At 71.7% G+C, this 19755-nt stretch carries 20 protein-coding genes and 1 pseudogene; 5 read left to right on the forward strand and 16 right to left on the reverse strand.

Features of this window, described 5'->3' with window-relative positions; translation table 11 throughout:
* Nucleotides 1-94: 94 nt before the first annotated feature.
* The 14 genes from ABZ934_RS08475 to ABZ934_RS08540 form a co-directional block, all read right to left on the reverse strand.
* Nucleotides 95-730: an OmpA family protein gene (locus ABZ934_RS08475; protein WP_361310077.1), complete on the reverse strand. Its 636-nt coding sequence runs from the start codon at nt 728-730 to the stop codon at nt 95-97.
* 4 nt (nt 731-734) lie between these two features.
* Nucleotides 735-1316, reverse strand: a complete 582-nt coding sequence (locus ABZ934_RS08480; protein WP_361310080.1) for a hypothetical protein — start codon at nt 1314-1316, stop codon at nt 735-737.
* A 27-nt stretch (nt 1317-1343) separates the two neighbouring features.
* Nucleotides 1344-1997 (reverse strand): pilus assembly protein TadG-related protein, encoded by a 654-nt coding sequence (locus tag ABZ934_RS08485; protein WP_361310083.1) that lies wholly within the window; start codon nt 1995-1997, stop codon nt 1344-1346.
* Complete coding sequence (locus ABZ934_RS08490) at nt 1994-2194, reverse strand: hypothetical protein (protein WP_361310086.1); 201 nt, start codon at nt 2192-2194, stop codon at nt 1994-1996. Before ABZ934_RS08490 ends, ABZ934_RS08485 begins: the two co-directional genes overlap by 4 nt.
* Before the next feature lie 110 nt (nt 2195-2304).
* Nucleotides 2305-2991, reverse strand: coding sequence for a response regulator transcription factor (locus ABZ934_RS08495; protein WP_361310089.1), 687 nt, complete (start codon nt 2989-2991; stop codon nt 2305-2307).
* Complete coding sequence (locus tag ABZ934_RS08500) at nt 2991-4217, reverse strand: ATP-binding protein (protein WP_361310091.1); 1227 nt, start codon at nt 4215-4217, stop codon at nt 2991-2993. The genes ABZ934_RS08495 and ABZ934_RS08500 overlap by 1 nt, the downstream gene beginning before the upstream one ends.
* Nucleotides 4218-4220: 3 nt before the next feature.
* Entirely contained in the window at nt 4221-5111 is an 891-nt protein-coding gene (locus tag ABZ934_RS08505) for a DUF5936 domain-containing protein (protein WP_361310334.1), read from the reverse strand.
* 13 nt (nt 5112-5124) lie between these two features.
* Nucleotides 5125-6063: a type II secretion system F family protein gene (locus ABZ934_RS08510; protein ID WP_361310093.1), complete on the reverse strand. Its 939-nt coding sequence runs from the start codon at nt 6061-6063 to the stop codon at nt 5125-5127.
* Complete coding sequence (locus tag ABZ934_RS08515) at nt 6060-7487, reverse strand: ATPase, T2SS/T4P/T4SS family (protein ID WP_361310095.1); 1428 nt, start codon at nt 7485-7487, stop codon at nt 6060-6062. The genes ABZ934_RS08510 and ABZ934_RS08515 overlap by 4 nt, the downstream gene beginning before the upstream one ends.
* A gap of 2 nt (nt 7488-7489) precedes the next feature.
* Entirely contained in the window at nt 7490-7891 is a 402-nt protein-coding gene (locus ABZ934_RS08520; protein ID WP_361310098.1) for a TadE/TadG family type IV pilus assembly protein, read from the reverse strand.
* Nucleotide 7892: 1 nt separating this feature from the next.
* Nucleotides 7893-8276 carry a TadE family protein gene (locus ABZ934_RS08525; protein WP_361310100.1) on the reverse strand — a complete coding sequence of 128 codons (384 nt, stop codon included), beginning with the start codon at nt 8274-8276 and terminating at the stop codon, nt 7893-7895.
* A gap of 4 nt (nt 8277-8280) precedes the next feature.
* Entirely contained in the window at nt 8281-9549 is a 1269-nt protein-coding gene (locus ABZ934_RS08530; protein ID WP_361310102.1) for an AAA family ATPase, read from the reverse strand.
* Between the two features lie 7 nt (nt 9550-9556).
* Nucleotides 9557-10258, reverse strand: a complete 702-nt coding sequence (gene cpaB, locus ABZ934_RS08535) for a Flp pilus assembly protein CpaB (RefSeq protein WP_361310104.1) — start codon at nt 10256-10258, stop codon at nt 9557-9559.
* 39 nt (nt 10259-10297) lie between these two features.
* Nucleotides 10298-11230: a hypothetical protein gene (locus ABZ934_RS08540; RefSeq protein WP_361310106.1), complete on the reverse strand. Its 933-nt coding sequence runs from the start codon at nt 11228-11230 to the stop codon at nt 10298-10300.
* A gap of 353 nt (nt 11231-11583) precedes the next feature.
* Between ABZ934_RS08540 and ABZ934_RS08545 the strand changes: the two genes are divergently transcribed.
* Both ABZ934_RS08545 and ABZ934_RS08550 read left to right on the forward strand, forming a co-directional pair.
* Nucleotides 11584-13278, forward strand: a complete 1695-nt coding sequence (locus tag ABZ934_RS08545) for a glycoside hydrolase family 18 protein (RefSeq protein WP_361310108.1) — start codon at nt 11584-11586, stop codon at nt 13276-13278.
* Nucleotides 13279-13411: 133 nt separating this feature from the next.
* On the forward strand, nt 13412-14749 hold the full coding sequence (locus ABZ934_RS08550; RefSeq protein ID WP_361310111.1) for a M14 family metallopeptidase: 1338 nt from the start codon (nt 13412-13414) through the stop codon (nt 14747-14749).
* A gap of 70 nt (nt 14750-14819) precedes the next feature.
* Here ABZ934_RS08550 and ABZ934_RS08555 read toward each other — a convergent pair whose 3' ends face one another.
* Entirely contained in the window at nt 14820-15230 is a 411-nt protein-coding gene (locus ABZ934_RS08555) for a RidA family protein (protein ID WP_361310338.1), read from the reverse strand.
* Between the two features lie 174 nt (nt 15231-15404).
* Nucleotides 15405-15649 (reverse strand): annotated as a pseudogene (locus ABZ934_RS08560) (helix-turn-helix domain-containing protein); the annotation flags it as partial.
* Nucleotides 15650-15810: 161 nt separating this feature from the next.
* On the opposite strand from ABZ934_RS08560, the gene ABZ934_RS08565 reads away from it, so the two are divergent.
* Genes ABZ934_RS08565 through ABZ934_RS08575 form a run of 3 tightly spaced genes read left to right on the forward strand, consistent with a single transcriptional unit; the run spans nt 15811 to nt 19724 of the window.
* Nucleotides 15811-17091, forward strand: coding sequence for an amino acid deaminase (locus tag ABZ934_RS08565; RefSeq protein WP_361310113.1), 1281 nt, complete (start codon nt 15811-15813; stop codon nt 17089-17091).
* 5 nt (nt 17092-17096) lie between these two features.
* A complete protein-coding gene (locus ABZ934_RS08570) occupies nt 17097-18665 on the forward strand; it encodes a D-aminoacylase (protein WP_361310115.1) in 1569 nt (522 codons plus the stop codon).
* A 48-nt stretch (nt 18666-18713) separates the two neighbouring features.
* Nucleotides 18714-19724 (forward strand): YdcF family protein, encoded by a 1011-nt coding sequence (locus tag ABZ934_RS08575; protein WP_361310117.1) that lies wholly within the window; start codon nt 18714-18716, stop codon nt 19722-19724.
* Nucleotides 19725-19755: the final 31 nt, after the last annotated feature.

Raw genomic sequence — 19755 nt, forward strand, 5'->3', positions numbered from 1 at the left:
CGGTAGGTCCGCCGGGACACATACCTCGGGGTGCCACGGCTCACACGTGGGTTTAGCCCGGGTGGCGGTCCGCGTGCGGGGACGACAGGGCGGCCTACTTCTCGCTACGGGGGAAGGTCACCTCGACGCGACGGTTCTTCTTGCGGCCCTCTTCGGTGCCGTTGTCGGCGATGGGGTAGTCCTCGCTGTACCCGCGGACGTCGAAGATGACCCCGGGACTGGTCACGGTCTTGGCGAGCTCCGCCTGCACGGCGTCGGCACGCTGCTTGGACAGTTCCTTGCCGTGCTCGTAGCTGCCCTGGTCGTCGGTGAACCCGAAGACCCGTACGCGGGTCGCCTTCTGCTGGTTGATCTCCTGCGCGATGGCCTGGATGCGGGCGGCCGCCTGGGCGTTGAAGACGGCACTGTCCTCGGGGAACAGCACCTCGGCCTGTAGGGCCATCATCACGGTCTGGTTGGTCTCCTGCCGCCGCTGCTCGCCGCCGAGGTCTTCGACGACCTCGGCGATGTCGAGCACCTTGACGGGGGCCAGGGTCCCGCCCTGCGGGATCTTGAGCCCGGGGGCGTTGGAATCGATGGCCACGGGCGCGGCGGCGGAAGGCTCGGTCCCGGGCGGCACGGAGGGCTTGACGTCGTCGGCGTACGCGGAGGTCGCGCCGAGGAGGTGGGCGCCGGCGATGACGAGGCCGGCGACGACGGTCGCGACGGAGACGCGGTGGCGTTTGGTCATGGGGTCACCCGGAGATCTTGACGGTGGCCGTGGCGAAAGTGGGGAGGCTGAAGTCCACCTCGGTGGTAGTGGCGGGGGGCGCGGGGAACTGGGCGAAGAAGGGCACCGTTTGCCCTGGGTCGATGATGGTCAGCCCGGTCGTGCACAGGCATCGCCCGTCGGTGTCGCGAAGCACGTAGTAGCGCTTCTTGCCGGCCTTGTCGACCAACGTCACGCCCGCCACCGATGCGCCACTGCCGTTCAGCTCGTTTCCCCGCCAAGCCGCGGTGCTGGCGAACGGTTGGCCGCCGGTGTTCTTCAATTGGCCGCTGACGGTGAGAAAACCCCCGGCGTCACGAACGGCAGAGTTGACTGTAAGGGTCATGCCCGCTTCCCCGTTGACCGTGGCGAGGATCTGGGCCGCCGGGGGAGCCTCACTCTTCGCCGCCCCTGATGGAGACGCCCCTGCGCTCCCCTGCGGCTTCACGGCGCTCGGCCCGGCAGGCTTGTCGGACTTGCCCTCGCCGCCACACCCCGTCAGGGTAAGGGCCAGGGCCGCCACCATGCCCACAGCGGCTTTCCCGTGGGTCGCGCGCCGAACACTCATGTACACAGCTTCCTTGTCTCTCGGTCGTCAGGCGATCAGGCGTAGGTCGAACAAGGCTGCGGCCAGTGAACGCCACGAGCTCGGTCGGGCAGGGTCGTAGACGACCAAGGCGCCCTTGTCGCACCCGAACTCGATCCGTCCGGGTGGCGGAGGTATGGATGTGGACGTGGGTGCGGGTGTGGGGGTGGGCGTCGAGCCACCGGTGCCCTTTGGCTCGGCCGACTTGATCCGACAGCGTGGGACGATCTCCGCCGTGGCGAAGGCTGTGCCGTGATGCCCGCTCGCCCCGGGGACCACCGAATCCCCCACCGTCCCGTTCGTCTTGGTTCGGGCGGTGAACCGGAGGCCCGTGCGGCTGCACGAGGTTGTCGCATCGTTCTTCGCTGCGAAGTCCGCCGCCGCCCCACAGGGGCCCGGACCGCTCTCGAAGCGGTTGCCTTGCAGGACCTGTTCCCAGTCTTCCGGCGTAAGGGTGGCCAGGTCGACGCCGGACATGAGGTTGTCCCTGGCCTCCCGTGCCGCCGCAAGTGCGGCGGCGTCGGCGGCTCCCTGCGCACTGCTGCGTACGATCCCGGCCTTGCTGATGGTGAAGTAGGCCAGGACGGCGAAGAGCATGCCTGCGATCACCACGACGTAGATCGGGAACGCCTGCCCGCGATCTCGTAGCTGCCTCGCGATCACTTCCCGGCGGTGATCGATGCGACCGCCGTGGAAATTCGATTGGTGATGGCCTGCCCGATCCCGGTACCGATGATCGCGCCGATGATGACCACGACCACCAGGATGATGCCCAGGTACTCGAAGGCCGTCTGGCCGCGGTCCGTCGCGGTCTTCGTGCCGTACCGCTTCCGCATCCTTGCCAGGGTGTTGTGTGACATGGGGGTTTCCTCCCGGGCCGGTGCCGTTGTCGATGGGCGGACCGTACGGGGAGTTACGGGTGATAACCAAGGGTCCCGGGGCCCAAATACGGACCCACTGCGCAGTGCGTCTACCCATGGCCGGTCACCCCTGGACGGGCCGTGCCCAGCCAGCGGGCTATCGCTTCGCTGCGGGTGGTGGTCTGGAGCTTCGCGAAGATGCGGTTGATGTGGTTCTTGACCGTCTTCTCGCTGATGAAGCAGGCCGCCGCGATCTGTTGGTTGTTCATCCCGGACGCGATCAGATCCATGACCTCCTCCTCCCGCGAACTCAGGCCGTGTGCCACGTGGTTGACGAGTCGCTGAGAAGACTGTGCCACAACTGGTTGCGTTTGCGAAGAGGCGCGGAGTTCCGCGAGGAGGGCGTCGGCCGCCGTCGGGGTGAAGTGGGCGCGGCCCGCGTGGGTGTCGTGGATGGCGCGGATCAGGTCGTCCGGGGTGAATTCGCCGTGGACGAGGTAGCCGCCCGCGCCCAGGAGCAGGGCCTCCCGGACGACCTCCGACTCCGTGCTGTACGTCAGCATCAGGACCGGGGCGAGGCGGACGAGGTGCGGAAGGGCGGAGATGCCGTCCACGCCCGGCATGCGGACGTCGAGTAGGACGACGTCGGGCCGGTGGAGGCGGGTCAGGTTCAACGCCTCCCGGCCGTCCGCCGCCTGGGCGGTGACATCCAGGTCCTCGGCGGTCGCCAGCAAGGCCGTCAGGCCGGCCCGGACGACCGGGTTGTCGTCGGCGATCAGGATTCGCAGTGGGGGCATCACAGGCTCCCGAGGGGGAGTTCGAGGCGGACCCGGGTACCGGGGCCGGTCGGGCGGGGGCCGATGCGGAAGCCGGCGCCGATGGCCGCCGCGCGTTCCCTCATGCCGATCAGGCCGAAGTGGCCCGACTCCGAGAGGGCCGTCACGTCGAGACCATCCGGCGGCAGGCCGCAACCGTCGTCCTCCACCGTGAGCACCAACTGGGGCCCGGAAACGGCGGCCTCGACCTCGACCGACGACGCCGATGCGTGCCGACGGGCGTTCTCCAAGGCTTCCGAGACCACCGCCAGGAGGTGCGTCGCGACCGCCGAGGGGAGTAGGGGCAGCGCCCCGGACGCACGGACCTGCACGCCCGCGCCCGCCAGGCCCCGCAGCTCCGCCGACAACGAGACGCCCGGGGTGTCCAAGTCCCTGCGGAGGTCCGTCAGCAGGGCCCGCGACTCGGCCGCCGCCCGGCGCGCCGCCTGCGCCACCGCCCGCGCCTGGCGGCGGGTCGCCTCCGGGTCGTCGGCGGTGCGGGCGAGGGCGTCGGCGGACAGGGCCAGGCCGTGCAGGGTCTTCGACACCGAGTCGTGCATCTCGCGGGCCAGGCGGTCCCGTTCGGCCCGTACCGCCTCGGCCACCGCCAGCCGCGCCCGCGTCTCGGTCAGGGCCTGGCCGGCCGCTCCGAAGCGGAAGAGGAGGCCGCGCAGCGAGGCCCCGGCGGCGCCCGCGAGCAGGCACAGGCCCGCGAGGGTCGTACCGCCCGACGCCGCCACCACCGGGCCCGACGCCGCCACCACCAGGGCCGCCTGCAGGACCGCGTAGACCGCCGAGCCGCGCCACCCGTAGACCAGCCCGGCCAGCAGCGGAGTGCAGAGCGCGACCGGACCGAGCGGCGACGCCGGGGTGGCGGTGATCAGGAGCAGGGCGCTGAACGCCATGTCGACCGCGAGCAGCCAGCGGTGGCGCAGCAGCAGCGGGCCGAACCGCTCCCAGTCGCGGAAGGCGACGTACGACAGCATGAAGGTGAGCAGGACCGCCCCGCCGACCAGGTAGACGGGGGCGCCGGGGGCGGTCCGGCCGAGCGCGAGGGGCGCGCCGAGGGCGGTCATCACCATCCGGAAGGCGAAGACCTGCCGGCACAGCGCCTGGAGGGCGTTCACCCGGAGGGTGAGGGACGGCAGCACCTCCGAGCGCACCGGCTCGCGGGGCGCGGCCGCGGTGAACGGCAGGGTGACGGCCATGGCTCACCCGCTCCCGAACAGGGCGCCGAAGTCGATGTTCGCCCCGTACACGAAACCGCAGACGAGCAGGATCAAGGTGCCGGGCAGCATGAACATGGTGACCGTGAAGGTGGCCTTCGGGATCGCCCGAGCGGCCCGGCGGCGGGCGTTCTGCGCGTCCGTGCGGCGCATGTCCTCCGCGATGGCGATCAGTGTCTCCACGATCGGGGAACCCAGTTCCTCGCCCTGCTGGAGCGCGGTGACGAACTGCGCCACCTGCTCGGAGTCGTTGCGCCGGCGCAGTTCGTCGAACGCCTGGCGGCGGCTGACGCCCATGTCCATCTGTTGGAGGGTGATGCGGACCTCGTCCGACCAGGGTCCCTCGTACTTGTCCGCGACCCGCTCCAGCGCCTGCCGGAAACCGAGCCCGGCGCTGACGACGACGGCCAGTACGTCGAGGAAGTCCGGCAGCGTCCGCTCGATGTGGTCCCGGCGCACCCGGATCGCCGACCAGAGGCCGACCTCGATCCAGAACAGGCCGAAGGCGACCATGAGCAGGGCGGCCACCACCTGCCCGTTGATCAGCATCGCGAAGGCGCCCAGCGCGCCGAGGAACCCGTACACCGCGCGCCGGGCGGCGTACCGGTCGATGGTCAGGCCGGCCGGGTTGCCCGCCATGTCGATCTGGCGGCGCTTGCGGGCCACCCGGTCCTGGCCCATCGCGCGCAGCACCAGGGGGGCCCAGCGGATGCCGAGGCGGTCGACGAGGGAGCCCACGGCGGTGGTGCGGGTGGCCCCGACTTCCAGGGCGAGGACGAGGTCACCGGGCAGTTTGACGTCGGCGCGGTAGAGGCGGATCCCGTACAGGGCGCCGAAGACCGACAGCCCGAGGGCGGCGGCGAGCAGGAGTGTGATCACGCGGTCCTCCTCACACTTCGATCTTCGACAGCCGGCGGATGAGGATGAACCCCAGGGTGAAGAGGCCGAGCGCGATGATGACGGCCGTCTGCCCGATGAAGGCGCCCGTCATGCGGTCCAGGGCGCCCGGCATCATCATGTCCACGAGCAGCAGCGAGCCGAGTCCGATGGCGGGCACCAGGTACGCCGTCACCGTCACCTGCGAGAGCTGCGTACGGATCTCCCTGCGCGTCTCCTTGCGCTGCTCCAGCGTCACCGTGAGGTTGCGCAGGCTGCCCACCAGCGCGCCGCCCGCGCGGGCGGACAGCACCAGCGTGGAGACGAGGACGACGAGTTCGCGCGAGGGCAGGCGTTCGGTCAGTTCGCCCAGGGACTCCTCGATGGAGTGGCCGACGGCGAGGCGGTCGGCGACCCGGCCGAGTTCCTCGCCCGCCGGGGCCTCCAGTTCCTCCGCCGCCATGCCGATGGCGGTGCGCAGTGCCAGGCCGGCCTGGGTGGCGTTGGCCAGGATGCGGGCCAGTTCGGGGAGTTGGTTGATGAACCGCTCCGTGCGGCGGGTGCGCTGCCAGTTGAGGAAGGCGTTGCCGGCCCACAGCCCGATCAGACCCGCGACCGGGCCGAAGAACGGGGCCAGGAGGGCGGCCGAGACGAGCCAGACCCCGGCGACCGACATCAGCATGTAGACGAGGAACTCGCCCGGGGTGAGGTCCAGGCCCGTCGTGGCCAGCTTCACCTCGATCCGGCGGCCCGGCCGGGTGCGGCGCAGCCGGCGGTCGACCCCGCGGAAGCGGCGCCGGCGGCCCAGGGGCTCCGGGGCGCCGCTCGCGGTGAGGCGTTCGATGAGGGCGGCGCGCTGGGCGCGGCCGGCGGCGTAGGCGTGTGCGCCGAGGACCACGAGCAGGCAGGCGAGCAGCGTGGCGCCGAGGGTGAGGAGGATCAGTGGGTTCACAGGGCGTTCCGAGTGGTCCAAGGGGTCCCGGGGGCGCCGGGGGAACCGGTCGTCCAAGGGGCTCCGGGGGCGCCGGGGAGCCCGGGGCCGGCGGTGGTCCGGGCGGCGAGTTGGTCGTCGGACAGGGCGACCCCGAATGCCTGCGGGATCGGCTGGTTGTTCATGTAGAGGCGGTCCGCGACCGTGCGCGGCAGCGGGTAGTACGCGAAGTGCCCGTGTACGCGGCCGTCGGCGCCCATCGGCCGGGCCACGAACCGGCACACGGTGATGATCCGGAAGGGTTCACGGCCGTGTGAGTCGAGGAGGGAGATCTCGGTGATGCGGCGCGAGCCGTCGCCGAAGCGGGTGAGCTGGACGACGACGTCCACCGCGCTGTTGATCTGGTCCTGGAGCGCCTCGAACGGGATCTCCACCTCCGACATGGACGCCAGGGTCTGCAGGCGCGTCAGGGCGTCCTCGGAGCTGTTGGCGTGGACGGTGGCGAGGGAGCCGTCGTGGCCGGTGGACATCGCCTGGAGCATGTCGAGGGTCTCGCCGCCGCGCACCTCGCCGACGATGATGCGGTCGGGGCGCATGCGCAGCGAGTTGCGTACGAGGTCGCGGATGGTGATCCGGCCACTGCCCTCGACGTTCGCGGGGCGGGATTCGAGACGGATGACGTGGGCCTGCTGGAGCTGGAGTTCGGCCGAGTCCTCGATGGTGATGATCCGCTCGCCCTCGGGGATCAGGCCGGAGAGGGCGTTGAGGAGGGTGGTCTTGCCGGTGCCGGTGGCCCCGGAGACGATCACGTTCATCTTGGCCTGCACCAGGCCGGACAGCAGGAGCAGCATCTGCTCGTCCAGGGAGCCGAGGCTGATCATCTCGTGCAGGGTGAACGCCCGGGGGAAGCGGCGGATGGTCAGCGTGGCGCCGGTGAGGGAGAGCGGCGGGATGATGACGTTGACGCGCTCGCCGCTGGGCAGTCGGGCGTCCACCATCGGGTTCGCCTCGTCCACGCGGCGGTTGACGGTGGAGACGATGCGCTCGATGGTCTGCATGAGCTGCTCGTGCGAGGCGAAGCGCAGGGGCAGTTGTTCGACGCGTCCGGCGCGCTCGACGAAGATCTGGTCCGGGCCGTTGACCATGATCTCGGAGATCGACGGGTCTTCGAGGAGCGGTTCGAGGACGCCGAGGCCGAGCGCTTCGTCGACGACGCGGCGGATGAGCTGGGCGCGTTCGACGGTGGAGAGGACGGGGCCCTCGCGGCTGATGATGTGGCCGAGTACGCGTTCCAGGCGGGCCCGGCGCTCGGCGGGCGCGAGCGCCGACATCTCGGCGAGGTCGATCTCCTCCAGCAGCTTCGCGCGGTAGGCGGAGACCAGCCGGCCGTCCTCGCGCGGGTTGTGGCGGTCGTCGGGGGTGTTGACCCGGGAACGCAGGCTCATCGTCAGGGTCCCTTCGGGTCGTCGTTGGGCATGACGGCGGTGGCGGTGGCGGGGTCGAGCCCGAGGCCGGGGATGATCGACGTGACATCGATGCTGGCGGTCGCGGTGACGGCGTCGGCGGTCTTGCTGAGCATCACCCTCGCGCCCAGCGAGGACTTCACCGCGGCGACGCCCGCCGCCTGCCCCGCCCCCGGTTTGCGGGCCTCCACCCGGGCCGCCGTTCGCGCGGCGGTCTCCGCCTGCTGGTGGACGTACCCGACCCAGCCGAGCTGGATGCCGCACAGCGCGACGAAGAGCAGGATGGGGATGAAACCGATGTACTCCAAGGCGACTTGGCCCCGGTCCTGTGCGGCACCGTCTCGTGCGGCGCCGTCTCGTGCGGCGCCGCGCCGGGTCCCTCTCATCTCACTCCCCCTCCCTCTCCTGCTCCTGTGACGAGCCGCCTTCGCCCGTGATGGGCACGCCGATGTCGAGCCCGGGCACCAGTACGGGGACGTTGAGCTTGACGGTGGCCTTGTAGATGTCCCCCGCGTTGCCGCAGTCCACCGTCATGGTCCAGGCGTCCCCGATGTGCCGGCGCGCCGCCGTCTCGCACGCGCCGTCGCCGTGCACGGCCCCGACGCGCGCCGCCTCGTCCGCCGCGTTGCCCGCCAGGGAGAACGCGTACCCGATCAGGACGCACTCCCACACCGCCGCGACGAGCAGCAGGATCAGCGGCACCATGCCGACGAACTCGACGGCCACCTGGCCGCGGTCCCCCGGGGCGCCGCCCCGGCTCCGCGCGGGCACGCCCTCACCCCTCCCGGCCCCGGCGCAGCCGGGCCAGTGGCCCGGCCGTCGCCCGTACGGCCAGTTCGGCGGAGGGGGCTTCCGAGGCGGTGGCGGAGGTCGGGGCGGTCAGCAGGCCGAGTTCCCCGGCCAGCTTCCACAGGGCCTGCTTGACGGTGGAGCGGTTGTCGAGGTCCTGGACCCGGCCCGCGTCGATCACGGCCTGGAGCTCCTTGAAGGCGGCCGGGACGGTGGTACGGGCGCCCCGGGTCCTGGTGATCTTCTCGATCAGCGCCGGCTGGATCTCGGTGTGCCTGCTCCAGCGGTTGACGACCATCACGGTGTCCTCGGCCTTGCGCACCTGGAGCCGCTCCCACATCCGGACCAACCGCTTCGCCGCCCGCACCGCGACGACGTCGGGGGTGGTGACCAGGACCGCCACCTCGGCGAGTTCCACGGCGGCCGCGTTGGCCCCGGTGACCTGGGTCCCGCAGTCGATGACGATCAGCTCGTAGCGGGCGCGCAGGGCGGCGATGACGTGCCGGGCCGCGCGTTCGTCCACCTCCTCGCCCCGTTCGCCGTCGCCCGGGGCCAGCAGCAGCGCCAGCCCGGTGCGGTCGTCGTACACGGCGTCCTGGAGGACGCGGGGGGAGATGTCCTGGATCCCGGCGAGGTCGGCGATGGAGCGGCGGAACTGCACGTCGAGGTACGAGCCCACGTCCCCGGCCTGGAGGTCCAGGTCCACCAGGGCCGTACGGCGCCCCGAGGCGGCCGCGGCCAGGGCGAACTGCACCGCCGTGAAGGTGGTTCCGACGCCGCCCTTGGCGCCGGACACGGTGACCACCCGGCCGCCGGGTCCCGTGGGCGTCTCCGGGCCCCGGCCCAGGTGGCGGCGTACGCCCGCGGACCACTGGGCGGCTGCCTGGACGCGGGCGGCGAGTTCCTCGTAGGAGAGCGGGAGGCCGATCAGGCCGCGCGCGCCGCAGTCCATGGCGGCGGAGAACAGGGCGGGTCCGGCGTCGGAGGACAGCAGGACCACGCCCACCGCGGGGAAGCGCAGGGCGACCTCGCGGACGAGTTCCAGGGCGGGCAGCGGGCCGATCCGCTCGTGGACGAGGACGACCTCGGGCAGTGCGTCGACGGACTCGGCGGCGAGCCGCGCCAGGGTGTCGAGCAGGGCGGTCGAGTCGGGGAGGGGCCCGGCCGATTCGGCGGCCGGGAGCCGGCCCAGGAGGGTGGCGATGAGGCGGGCGGCGTCCGGGTCGCCGACCGCGGGGAGGATTCGGGTGCTCATCCGGACCTCACTTGTCCCCGTCGAGGGTGTACGTGCGGTCGCCCGGGGCGGGGACCGACTCGGTGCCGGGGGCCACCAGGGCGAGCCGTACGTGCTCCGCGAACGACTCGGCGTACGCGACGCGCTGGGTGTCCTTGGTGTTCAGGGCGAAGGTGATCGGGACCGCCTCGGCGGGGCCCTTCTTGTCGCTGTCCTTGTCGAGGGGAGTGAGCTTGCCGACGTTCAGGACGCGGGCGTTGGCGACGATGATCACCGAGCGGGATGGATCGGTGTCCTTGGCGCCCTTGAAGGTGGCGATGATGTTGACCTTGGCGCCGGAGGTGATCTTGCCCGCCACGCCGGTCGCGGCGTCGATCATGATCGCGATCTCCTGCTCGCCCGGCTGGAGCTGGGGTTTGTCGACGAACATGTCCTCCTGGAGGAGGGAGCCCTTCTTGAGCGTGGTGAGGGCGATCTTGCCCTTGAGTGCGCCGAGGTCGGTCACCGCGGTCTCCGAGAGCCACCGCTTGGGGACCTTGACCTCCTCGAACTGATCGGTCCCGAGAGGGCTGTACGGGGCGATGTCCCCCTTCACGCGGTACGCGACGACCTCGGACCCGACCTTGGAGTTGACGTCGCCGATCACCACGAGGACGCCGGCGAACGCCGCGAGCGCGCACAGGACCGACAGGAGCAGCAGGATGACGCCGCGGCGCTGGCGTGAGTTCATGGCCGTACTACCTCGCCGTTCTTCGTTCGTTCGGGCCGGTCAGAGTCGGGATCTGGACGGTGCGGCGCTGTGTCCGCCGGCGCTGTGTCCGCCGGCGGGTGGCGGCGCCGGTGGGGGCGCGGTCAGCGGGGCCGCGCAGAAGCCGCAGCGGTCGCCGATGAGTTCCATGCCGCACCAGCGGCACTCCTCGCGGCGGACCGAGGCGACGAGCTGGTAGAGCACGGACGGGTCCGGGATGGCCGCGGCGAACTCGACGAGTTTGGCGGTGCCCCACCAGGCGGCCGAGTCGGCGGGCAGCGGGTTCTCCATGACGCCCGCCACCTGCCAGGCGGGTGCCAGTTCGGCCGTCACCCAGTCGGAGGCGAGCCGGCCGCGGGCGAAGGTGAGGTGGGTGACGAAGCCGGGGCCGGGCGGCAGCACGGAGCCGCCGCCCGCGTGCGCGCCGGAGGAGGCCGTGGGCGTCAGCCGGGCCAGGTGGGGCGTGGGGTGGGCGAGTACGGCGAACTGGGCGCCCGGCGACCAGGAGCGGGCGTGCGCCTTGAGGCCGACCGGCACCCGGTCCAGTTTGGCGACGCTGCCCAGCAGGGCGCCCGCGTGGATGTAGTGGGACAGCAGCCGGGCCGCCGAGGCGACGACCCCGGGGCTGAACTCGCAGACACTGATCTGGCGCAGCTGACGTACCAGCAGGGCGGCGCCCAGCGGCGGCAGGTCGGCCTCGACGAGGGCGATCCGGTCGGTTTCCAGGATGGCCCGTACGGTGTGCAGCCGTCGGACGGCGGCGGCCGGCAGCCAGGTCGGTACGACGACCACGAGGTGGCCGTGCGCCTCCAGAAGGGCGGTGGTCTCGGCGAGGGCGCCGTCGAGGTCGAGCTGCCCGGGCGGGCGCAGGACGGTGGCGCCGGGGGTGTGTCGGTCCGGGGCCGGCAGCACCAGATCGGCGGTGGTGACAGCAATGGCGGTCGGCACGCGCATCCCCCCGTTCACCCCGTACACCGCGGTCTTCGCCCGCCCGTCACGCGGCCTTCACCTCCGCGTACGAACGGCGCGACCGCTCACGACCAGCGCACTTCCCCCCCTGCCTCAGCACCATATCCGCGTCGTCCGCGGTGGGGCAGGGCCTTGCTGATTCCCGTGCCGGCAGCACATGTCACAGGTGGCCGGAAATCCGGACAACAAGGACCGCGCTTCCGGCTGAACCGTGTTGATTTCAGGCCACATTGACAAGAGTATTGACACCGGGATTGGTCTGGACCAACTTGGCTCCCGGGGCCCCCACACGCCCCGTCGCCCCCTTCAGATCCCCTTCTCCCCCCACCGGAGCCTTCGTGAACCGCATACGCTCCCTCGCCCTGCCCCTCGCCGCCACTCTCGCCGCCGGCGCCCTGACGGCCCTCACCGCCGGTACGGCGCAAGCCGCCGACGTCAACGTCGCCCGTAACGGAGGCTTCGAGTCCGGCCTGGCCGACTGGAGTTGCACCGGCGGCAGCGGCCTCGCCGTCTCCTCCCCCGTCTTCGCCGGCTCCGGCGCCCTCAAGGCCACCCCGGCCGGCCAGGACTCCGCCCAGTGCTCGCAGACCGTCACGGTCAAGCCGAATTCCACGTACACGCTCAGCGCGCAGGTGCAGGGCTCGTACGTGTACCTCGGCGCGACCGGCACCGGCACCCAGGACGTCTCCACGTGGACCCCCGGCTCCGGTGGCGGCTGGCAGAAGCTCTCCACCATCTTCTCCACCGGCCCGAACACCACCCGGGTCACCGTCTGGACGCACGGCTGGTACGGCCAGCCGGCCTATCTCGTGGACGAGTTCAGCGTCTTCGGACCGGACGGGGGCGGCGGCACCGACCCCGGTCCGGGCGTCCCCGGGGCGCCCTCGGGGGCCGCCGTTTCCGGTCAGAGCGCAAGCGCCCTCACCCTTTCGTGGAACGCGGTCAGCGGGGCGAGCGGCTATTACGTGTATCAGGACGGCGTGCGCGTCCGTACCGTCTCCGCCTCCCCGGTCCAGCTCACCGGGCTCGCCGCAGGCACCTCGTACGCGCTACAGGTGAGCGCGTACAACGCCGCCGGCGAGGGCCCGAAGTCGGCGGCGGTGACCGGCACCACCACGGGCGGGGGCAACCCGACCCCGAACCCGTCGGTGCCCAAGCACGCCCTGACCGGCTACTGGCAGAACTTCAACAACGGCGCGACCGTCCAGAAGATCTCGGACGTCTCCGCGCAGTACGACATCATCGCCGTCTCCTTCGCCGACGCCACCACCACGCCCGGCGCCATCTCCTTCACCCTCGACTCGGCCGGTCTGGGCGGGTACACGCCGGCGCAGTTCAAGGCGGACATCGCGGCGAAGAAGGCGGCCGGGAAGTCGGTCGTCCTCTCGATCGGCGGCGAGAAGGGCACCATCTCGGTCAACGACCCCGCATCGGCGAACAACCTGGCGAACTCGGCGTACGCGCTGATGCAGGAGTACGGGTTCAGCGGGATCGACATCGACCTGGAGAACGGCCTCAACCCGACCTACATGACGCAGGCGCTGCGCTCGCTGTCCGCGAAGGCGGGGTCCTCGTTCGTCCTGACCATGGCGCCGCAGACGATCGACATGCAGTCGACGGCCGGCGGCTATTTCAAGACGGCCCTGAACGTCAAGGACATCCTGACCGTCGTCAACACCCAGTTCTACAACAGCGGCTCGATGAACGGCTGTGACGGCAAGGTCTACTCCCAGGGGACGGTGGACTTCCTGACCGCCCTCGCCTGCATCCAGTTGGAGGGCGGCCTGGACCCCTCGCAGGTGGGCCTGGGCGTCCCGGCGTCGCCCAGCGGCGCGGGCAGCGGCTACGTCTCGCCGGCCGTCGTGAACAACGCCCTGGACTGCCTGGCGCGCGGCACGAACTGCGGGTCCTTCAAGCCGTCGAAGACCTACCCGGGGCTGCGCGGCGCGATGACCTGGTCGACCAACTGGGACGCCAAGGCGGGTAGCGCTTGGTCCGACACGGTGGGTCCGAAGGTCCACTCGCTCCCGTAGGCGGTACGTGTGGGGGTGTCCGACCGGTCCGACCGATTTTTGGCCGGTTTCGATTTCTTGACCCGGACATGCCACGAGAGCACGCTGTGCGTCATCCGCACGGCTACCCCCACACTCCCACCCAGGAGAACGCATGCGGCTCCACAACCGTCGGAGGGCCGCCGTCACGGCGGCCCTCCTGACCCTGGCGCTCGGCGCCCCCGCCTACGGGATGAGTGCGACGGCCGCCCCACCACCCACCCCCTCGACCGCCACCCAGGACGAGTCCATCACCCAGTACGAGGTCAAGGGCCCGGCCACCCCCGCCGAACGCACCGCCCTGCTGCGCACCGGCGTGTCGATCGACGAGGTGGACGCCCGCTCCGTCGTCGTCAGCGCGGACCCCGCCCAGGCCAGGGAGCTGCGCAGGCTCGGCTACCGGATCACCCCGCTGCCCGGGCCACCCGACCGCTCGCTGGGCAACGTGGCCACCGGGACGAGCGACTTCCCGTCCGCCGACTCGAACTACCACAACTACGCCGAGGCGACGAACGAGATCAACCAGCGGATCGCCCAGTACCCGGCGATCATGAGCAAGCAGGTCATCGGGAAGTCGTACCAGGGCCGGGACATCATCGCGATCAAGATCAGCGACAACGTCGGGACCGACGAGGCCGAGCCCGAGGTGCTCTTCACCCACCACCAGCACGCCCGTGAGCACCTGACCGTGGAAATGGCCCTGTACCTGCTCAAGGAGTTCGGCTCCAAGTACGGCTCCGACGCCCGTGTCACCAACATGGTCAACAGCCGTGAGATCTGGATCGTGCCGGACCTCAACCCCGACGGCGGCGAGTACGACATCGCCTCCGGCTCCTACCGTTCGTGGCGCAAGAACCGGCAGCCCAACTCCGGCTCCTCCGCCGTCGGCACCGACTTGAACCGGAACTGGAACTACAAGTGGGGCTGCTGCGGCGGCTCCAGCGGCAGCAAGAGCTCCGAGACCTACCGCGGCTCCGCCGGCGAGTCGGCGCCCGAGGTGAAGGTCGTCGCCGACTTCGTCCGCAGCCGTGTGGTGGGCGGCAAGCAGCAGATCAAGGCCGCCATCGACTTCCACACCTACAGCGAACTGGTCATGTGGCCGTTCGGGTGGACGTACAACGACACCGCGCCCGGCATGACCGCCGACGACCTCGCCGCCTACAAGAAGATCGGCACCGGCATGGCGGCCAGCAACGGCTACACGGCGGAGCAGTCGAGCGACCTGTACATCACGGACGGGACGATCGACGACTGGCTGTGGGGCGACCAGAAGATCTTCGCCTACACCTTCGAGATGTACCCGAGCGACACCGGCGGAGGGGGTGGCTTCTACCCGCCCGACGAGGTGATCGACCGCGAGACGGCGCGCAACCGGGACGCCGTGCTCCAACTGCTGGAGAACGCGGACTGCATGTACCGGTCGATCGGCAAGGCCGCGCAGTACTGCGTCTAGCAGACCGCCGGCCGGACGAGCCGGGGGCGCCCCACCACCAGGGGGGCGCCCCCACACGCTCTCGCGGGTCCTATCCGAGGACGGCCAGCGCGTCGATCTCGACGAGCAGACCCGCTGGCAGGCCCACGTAGACCGTGGTGCGGGCGGCCGGGGCCTCCTTGATGCCCTGCTCCTCGAAGTAGGCGTCGTAAATCTCGTTCATCTCGGCGAAGTGGTCGGTGTCGGTGAGGTACACGCGGATCATCACCGCGTCGTCCCAGGTAGCGCCGCCCGCCTCCAGCACGGCGCGGACGTTCTCCAGCGTCCGCAGCGTCTGCTCGCGCAGCGACGGACCGGCGAGGGTGGCCGGCTGGCCCACCACGTACGGCAGGTAGCCGACCTGGCCCGCGACCTGGAGGATGTTCCCCTTGCGCACCCCGTGCGAGAACTTGGCGGGCGGGGCGTTGTGGGTCTCGGGCGTGACGGCGATCTTCTCGGTCATGGGGCGCCTTCCTGTAAGGGGATCGTCTCGGTGTGCGTCGCCGGAAGCGGAGTGCTCCCGGCCGATGGTCTCGGCGGTACGGCGCCCCGGGGCGGCAGCCGGCCCGCTCCCCTTCGAGGGCCGGCTCCCGCGTGAGCCGGTTCGGCTCCTCCGGGTGCGGGCCGGCGATCTCGCGGACGTCTCACGGCCGTCGAGGTGCTCGGCGGCCTCGGCGGCCTCGGCGGCGGGGGTGAACTGGGCCGCCCCGAGCCGGTAGCGGCCGGCCGGCGGTGGACGAAGCCGTGGGCGCGCAGGGTGCGCGGCAGGCGCTGGGCGGTGCTCTGGTGCACGCCGAGCGCGTCCGCCACCGCGCCGAGCCCGGCCGGGCCCTCGGCCAGGGCGGACAGGATGGGCAGCGCCCGCTCCACCGACTGGTTCACGCCCCGCCCCTTCGCGACCGCCCGAGGTTCTGGCGCCCCCTCGCGCCGCCCGGGGCCCGGGGAACCGACCGCCGTTGACCCGTCGTCATCGGGGATGTTAGACAGCAACGGGCACCACCTGCAATGGACGTCGCGCACAGCGCGACGCGAGAGGATTCCGCATGGGCAGCGACGCAGTCCGCCGGCTCGCCGACGAACCGGTGGACCACCGCTTCAAGGGCCTCCCGCCGGACGCCGAAGCCTCCGCCCTGACCGTCGGCATGCTGGCCGCCGAGCGCCGCGACCTGTTCACGGGCGGCTTCACCACCCCGGTCCTCACCCTCGACGCGGACGCCCTCGCCCACAACCTGGCCGCCCTGGAGACGTACGCCCGGCGCCACGGGCTGGCCTTCGCCCCGCACGGCAAGACCTGCATGGCCCCGCAGCTGTTCCGGCGCCAACTGGACCACGGCGCCTGGGGCATCACCGCCGCCGTACCCCACCAGGCCCGCGTCTACCGGGCCTTCGGCATCCGGCGGATCTTCCTCGCCAACGAGCTCGTCGACGCCGCCGCCCTGCACTGGGTGGCCGGTGAACTCGCCGCCGACCCCGAGTTCCGCTTCGTCTGCTACGTCGACTCCGTGCGCGGCGTCCGGCTCATGGACCGCGCCCTCGCGGGCCGGGGCGCCACCGTCGACGTCGTCGTGGAACTCGGCGCCGGGGAAGGGGCCCGCACGGGCGCCCGTACCGAGGACGACTGCCGCGCCGTCGCCGACGCCGTCGCGCAGAGCGACACGCTGCGCCTGGTCGGCGTCGCCGGGTACGAGGCCGAGGTGCCCGGGGCGGACCCGGACTCCGTGCACGCGTACCTGCGCCGGCTCACCGGCCTCGCCGTCGAGTTCGACAAGGCGGGCCGGTTCGCCCGGGACGTGGAGGAGATCGTCGTCAGCGCGGGCGGCTCCTCCTGGTTCGACGCCGTCGCCGACGTGTTCGCGCAGCTGCCCGACTTGTCGCGGCCGACGCTGCGGCTCCTGCGCTCGGGCGCGTACGTCTCCCACGACCACGGCTGGTACACGCGTCTGACCCCCTTCAACCGCCTCCCCACGGAGGGGGACCTCCGCCCCGCGTTCCGTCTGTGGACGCAGGTCGTCTCGCGCCCCTCCTCCACCCAGGCGTTCGTCAACGCCGGAAAGCGCGACATCGCGTACGACCTCGGGCTGCCCGAGGTCGAACTGGTACGGGACCCGCTCGACGGCGTCGAGCGGCCCGCCACCGGCGTCCGGGTGCTCAAACTGTCCGACCAGCACGCCTGGCTGGAGACCGACTCGGCCGACGACCTCCAGGTGGGCGACTGGGTGGCGCTGGGCATGTCCCACCCCTGCACGATCTTCGAGAAGTGGCCGCTGATCCCGGTGGTGGACGCGGACGGCACGGTCGGCGACTACGTCCGCACCTTCTTCTAGCCGCGGTGGACCTGGTGGTCCGGGGGGCTCGCGTCGTGGACGGCACGGGCGGGCCCTCGTACACCGCGGACGTGGCCGTCCACGAGGGCCGGATCGAGGCGATCGGCCGGATCCGGACGGGCGGCCGGCGCACCCTGGAAGCGCACGGCCTGGTGCTCGCCCCCGGCTTCGTGGACATGCACGCCCACAGCGACCTGGCCCTGCTGCGGGACCCGGACCACAGCGCGAAGGTCGCCCAGGGCGTGACCTTGGAGGTCCTCGGCCAGGACGGCCTCTCCTACGCGCCCGTCGACGACCGCACCCTCGCCGGCGTCCGGGCGGCGATCGCGGGCTGGAACGGCCCCGGCGACGACATCGACTTCGACTGGCGCACCGTCGGCGAGTACCTCGACCGGCTCGACTCCACCGGCATCGCGGTCAACGCCGCCTACCTCGTCCCGCAGGGCACCGTCCGCGCGTACGCGGTCGGCTGGGACGACCGCCCACCCACCGCCGCCGAACTGGACCGGATGCGCGCGCTCGTCGCGGACGGCCTCGCCGAGGGCGCCGTCGGCATGTCCTCCGGACTCACCTACACCCCCGGCATGTACGCCGACGACGCCGAACTGACGGCGCTGTGCCGGGTCGTGGCCCGGTACGGCGGCTATTACTGCCCGCACCACCGCTCGTACGGGCGCCACGCGCTGACCGCCTACGCCGAGATGATCGCCCTGGCCCGAGAGGCGGGCTGCGCCCTGCACCTCGCTCACGCCACCATGAACTTCGCCGAGAACCGGGGCCGGGCCGGGGAACTCCTCGCCCTCCTCGACCGGGCGCGGGCGACCGGCGCCGACCTCACCCTCGACAGCTACCCGTACACCCCCGGCTGCACCACCCTCGTCGCCCTGCTGCCGAGTCGGGCGGGCGCGGGCGGCCCGGAGGCGGTGCTCGCCCGACTGCGGGACGACTCCGAGGCCGAACGGATCCGGTACGCGCTGGAAGTCGACGGCTCCGACGGCTGCCACGGGGTGCCGGTGGACTGGTCTACGGTCGAGGTGTCCGGCGTGGGTGACCCCGCCTTCGGCCCGTACGTCGGCGCCCGGCTGCGCGGCTGGGACGAGGCGCGGCGGCTGCTGCTCGGCGACCGGTTGCGGCCCTCGATCATCCAGCACGTGGGTCACGAGGAGAACGTCCGGGCGATCATGCGCCACCCCGCGCACACCGGCGGCTCCGACGGCATCCTCCAGGGCGCGAAGCCCCACCCGAGGGCGTACGGCACGTTCCCGCACTATCTCGGCCGGTACGTGCGCGAGCTGGGCGTGCTGTCGCTGGAAGAGTGCGTGGCGCACCTCGCCGGGCGTCCGGCGGCCCGGCTGCGCCTGCCCGACCGGGGGCTGGTCCGCCCCGGCTACCGCGCCGACCTGGTGCTCTTCGACGCGGACACGGTGGCGGCCGGATCGACGTACGAGAACCCGCGGGCGCTGCCGACCGGCGTCCCGTACGTCTTGATCGACGGCCGCTTCGTGATGCGCGACGGCCGCAGGACGGACGCCCTGGCCGGGCGCGCGATCCGCAGGACCCCGAAGGACGCGTAGCGCCGGCGGCCCGGAGGCCGTTCACACACGGCGCCTACGATGACCACCATGATCGCTTTTGCCCCGGCCGCGGCGTTGTTCGTGTTCTTCTGCCTGAGCGTGCGGGAGGACCGCCGGCGTTTTCGCAACGCGGTCCTGCTGGGGCTGACGTTCGTCAGCCTGGCGCTGGGACTGCTGGCGCGGATCACGCGACTGCCGTCGAGCCTCGCCGTGGTCCTGGTCGTCGCCGTGTTCCTCCTGCCGGCCCTCGGGGTGGTGGCGCTCGCCTGCTTCCTGGTCGCCAACGGGGTCACGATGGTGCGCAAGGAGGGCCGCGGCCTCGGTAACCTGCTGTCGCTGCTGGCCGGCCTGGCGATCTTCGGGGTGCTCGGGCTGGCCCTCGTCACCGTGCTGAGCGGTTCCGGCAAGCTGGCCGGGATGACCGCGATGGTGGTCCTGATCGCCGCGTACGTCGCGTTCCTCTTCCTCTGCTTCCTCGCGTACGCCTATCTCTACGGGCGGATCAAGGTGCGCGGCGACGTCGACTACGTGGTCATGCTCGGCTCCGGCCTGGTCGGCGGCGACCGGGTGCCGCCGCTGCTGGCCTCCCGTCTGCGCAAGGGCAAGCAGATCTACGAGGCCCAGCGCGCCCGGGGCGGCCCGGCGCCGGTGCTGCTGCCCTCGGGCGGCAAGGGCTCGGACGAGAAGGTCCCCGAGGCGCGGGCCATGGCGGACTGGCTGATCGCCGAGGGCGTGCCCGCCGAGCACATCCGGCTGGAGGACCGCTCGCGCACGACGGAGGAGAACCTCTCCCTGAGCGCGTCGATCATGACCGAGGGGACGCCGGGGTACCGGTGCGTGGTCGTGACCAACAACTTCCACGCGTTCCGGGCCGCGATGATGGCCCGCAAGGCCGGGGTGAACGGGCAGGTGCTGGGTTCGCCGACGGCCGCGTACTTCTGGCCGAGCGCGACGATCCGCGAGTTCGCGGCGGTGTTCATGGAGCACAAGGGCGTCAATCTGGCCGTCTGCGGGTCGCTGTTCGCGCTGGGTGTGGTGCTGACGCTGGTGGTGCGCTGAGGGAGGTAGGGGCCCCGCGACGGCCGACGTG

Origin of the sequence: Streptomyces sp. NPDC046557, assembly GCF_040645975.1 — a bacterium.
Classification (GTDB): Bacteria; Actinomycetota; Actinomycetes; order Streptomycetales; family Streptomycetaceae; genus Streptomyces.

What these genes read in the sequence shown, in the direction of transcription:
- ABZ934_RS08475 (WP_361310077.1), bottom strand. Translation starts at nt 730, where the DNA reads ATGACCAAACGCCACCGCGTCTCCGTCGCGACCGTCGTCGCCGGCCTC.
- ABZ934_RS08480 (WP_361310080.1), bottom strand. Translation starts at nt 1,316, where the DNA reads ATGAGTGTTCGGCGCGCGACCCACGGGAAAGCCGCTGTGGGCATGGTG.
- ABZ934_RS08490 (WP_361310086.1), bottom strand. Translation starts at nt 2,194, where the DNA reads ATGTCACACAACACCCTGGCAAGGATGCGGAAGCGGTACGGCACGAAG.
- ABZ934_RS08495 (WP_361310089.1), bottom strand. Translation starts at nt 2,991, where the DNA reads ATGCCCCCACTGCGAATCCTGATCGCCGACGACAACCCGGTCGTCCGG.
- ABZ934_RS08500 (WP_361310091.1), bottom strand. Translation starts at nt 4,217, where the DNA reads ATGGCCGTCACCCTGCCGTTCACCGCGGCCGCGCCCCGCGAGCCGGTG.
- ABZ934_RS08515 (WP_361310095.1), bottom strand. Translation starts at nt 7,487, where the DNA reads ATGAGCCTGCGTTCCCGGGTCAACACCCCCGACGACCGCCACAACCCG.
- ABZ934_RS08520 (WP_361310098.1), bottom strand. Translation starts at nt 7,891, where the DNA reads ATGAGAGGGACCCGGCGCGGCGCCGCACGAGACGGCGCCGCACGAGAC.
- ABZ934_RS08530 (WP_361310102.1), bottom strand. Translation starts at nt 9,549, where the DNA reads ATGAGCACCCGAATCCTCCCCGCGGTCGGCGACCCGGACGCCGCCCGC.
- cpaB (WP_361310104.1), bottom strand. Translation starts at nt 10,258, where the DNA reads ATGAACTCACGCCAGCGCCGCGGCGTCATCCTGCTGCTCCTGTCGGTC.
- ABZ934_RS08540 (WP_361310106.1), bottom strand. Translation starts at nt 11,230, where the DNA reads ATGCGCGTGCCGACCGCCATTGCTGTCACCACCGCCGATCTGGTGCTG.
- ABZ934_RS08550 (WP_361310111.1), top strand. Translation starts at nt 13,412, where the DNA reads ATGCGGCTCCACAACCGTCGGAGGGCCGCCGTCACGGCGGCCCTCCTG.
- ABZ934_RS08555 (WP_361310338.1), bottom strand. Translation starts at nt 15,230, where the DNA reads ATGACCGAGAAGATCGCCGTCACGCCCGAGACCCACAACGCCCCGCCC.
- ABZ934_RS08565 (WP_361310113.1), top strand. Translation starts at nt 15,811, where the DNA reads ATGGGCAGCGACGCAGTCCGCCGGCTCGCCGACGAACCGGTGGACCAC.
- ABZ934_RS08575 (WP_361310117.1), top strand. Translation starts at nt 18,714, where the DNA reads ATGATCGCTTTTGCCCCGGCCGCGGCGTTGTTCGTGTTCTTCTGCCTG.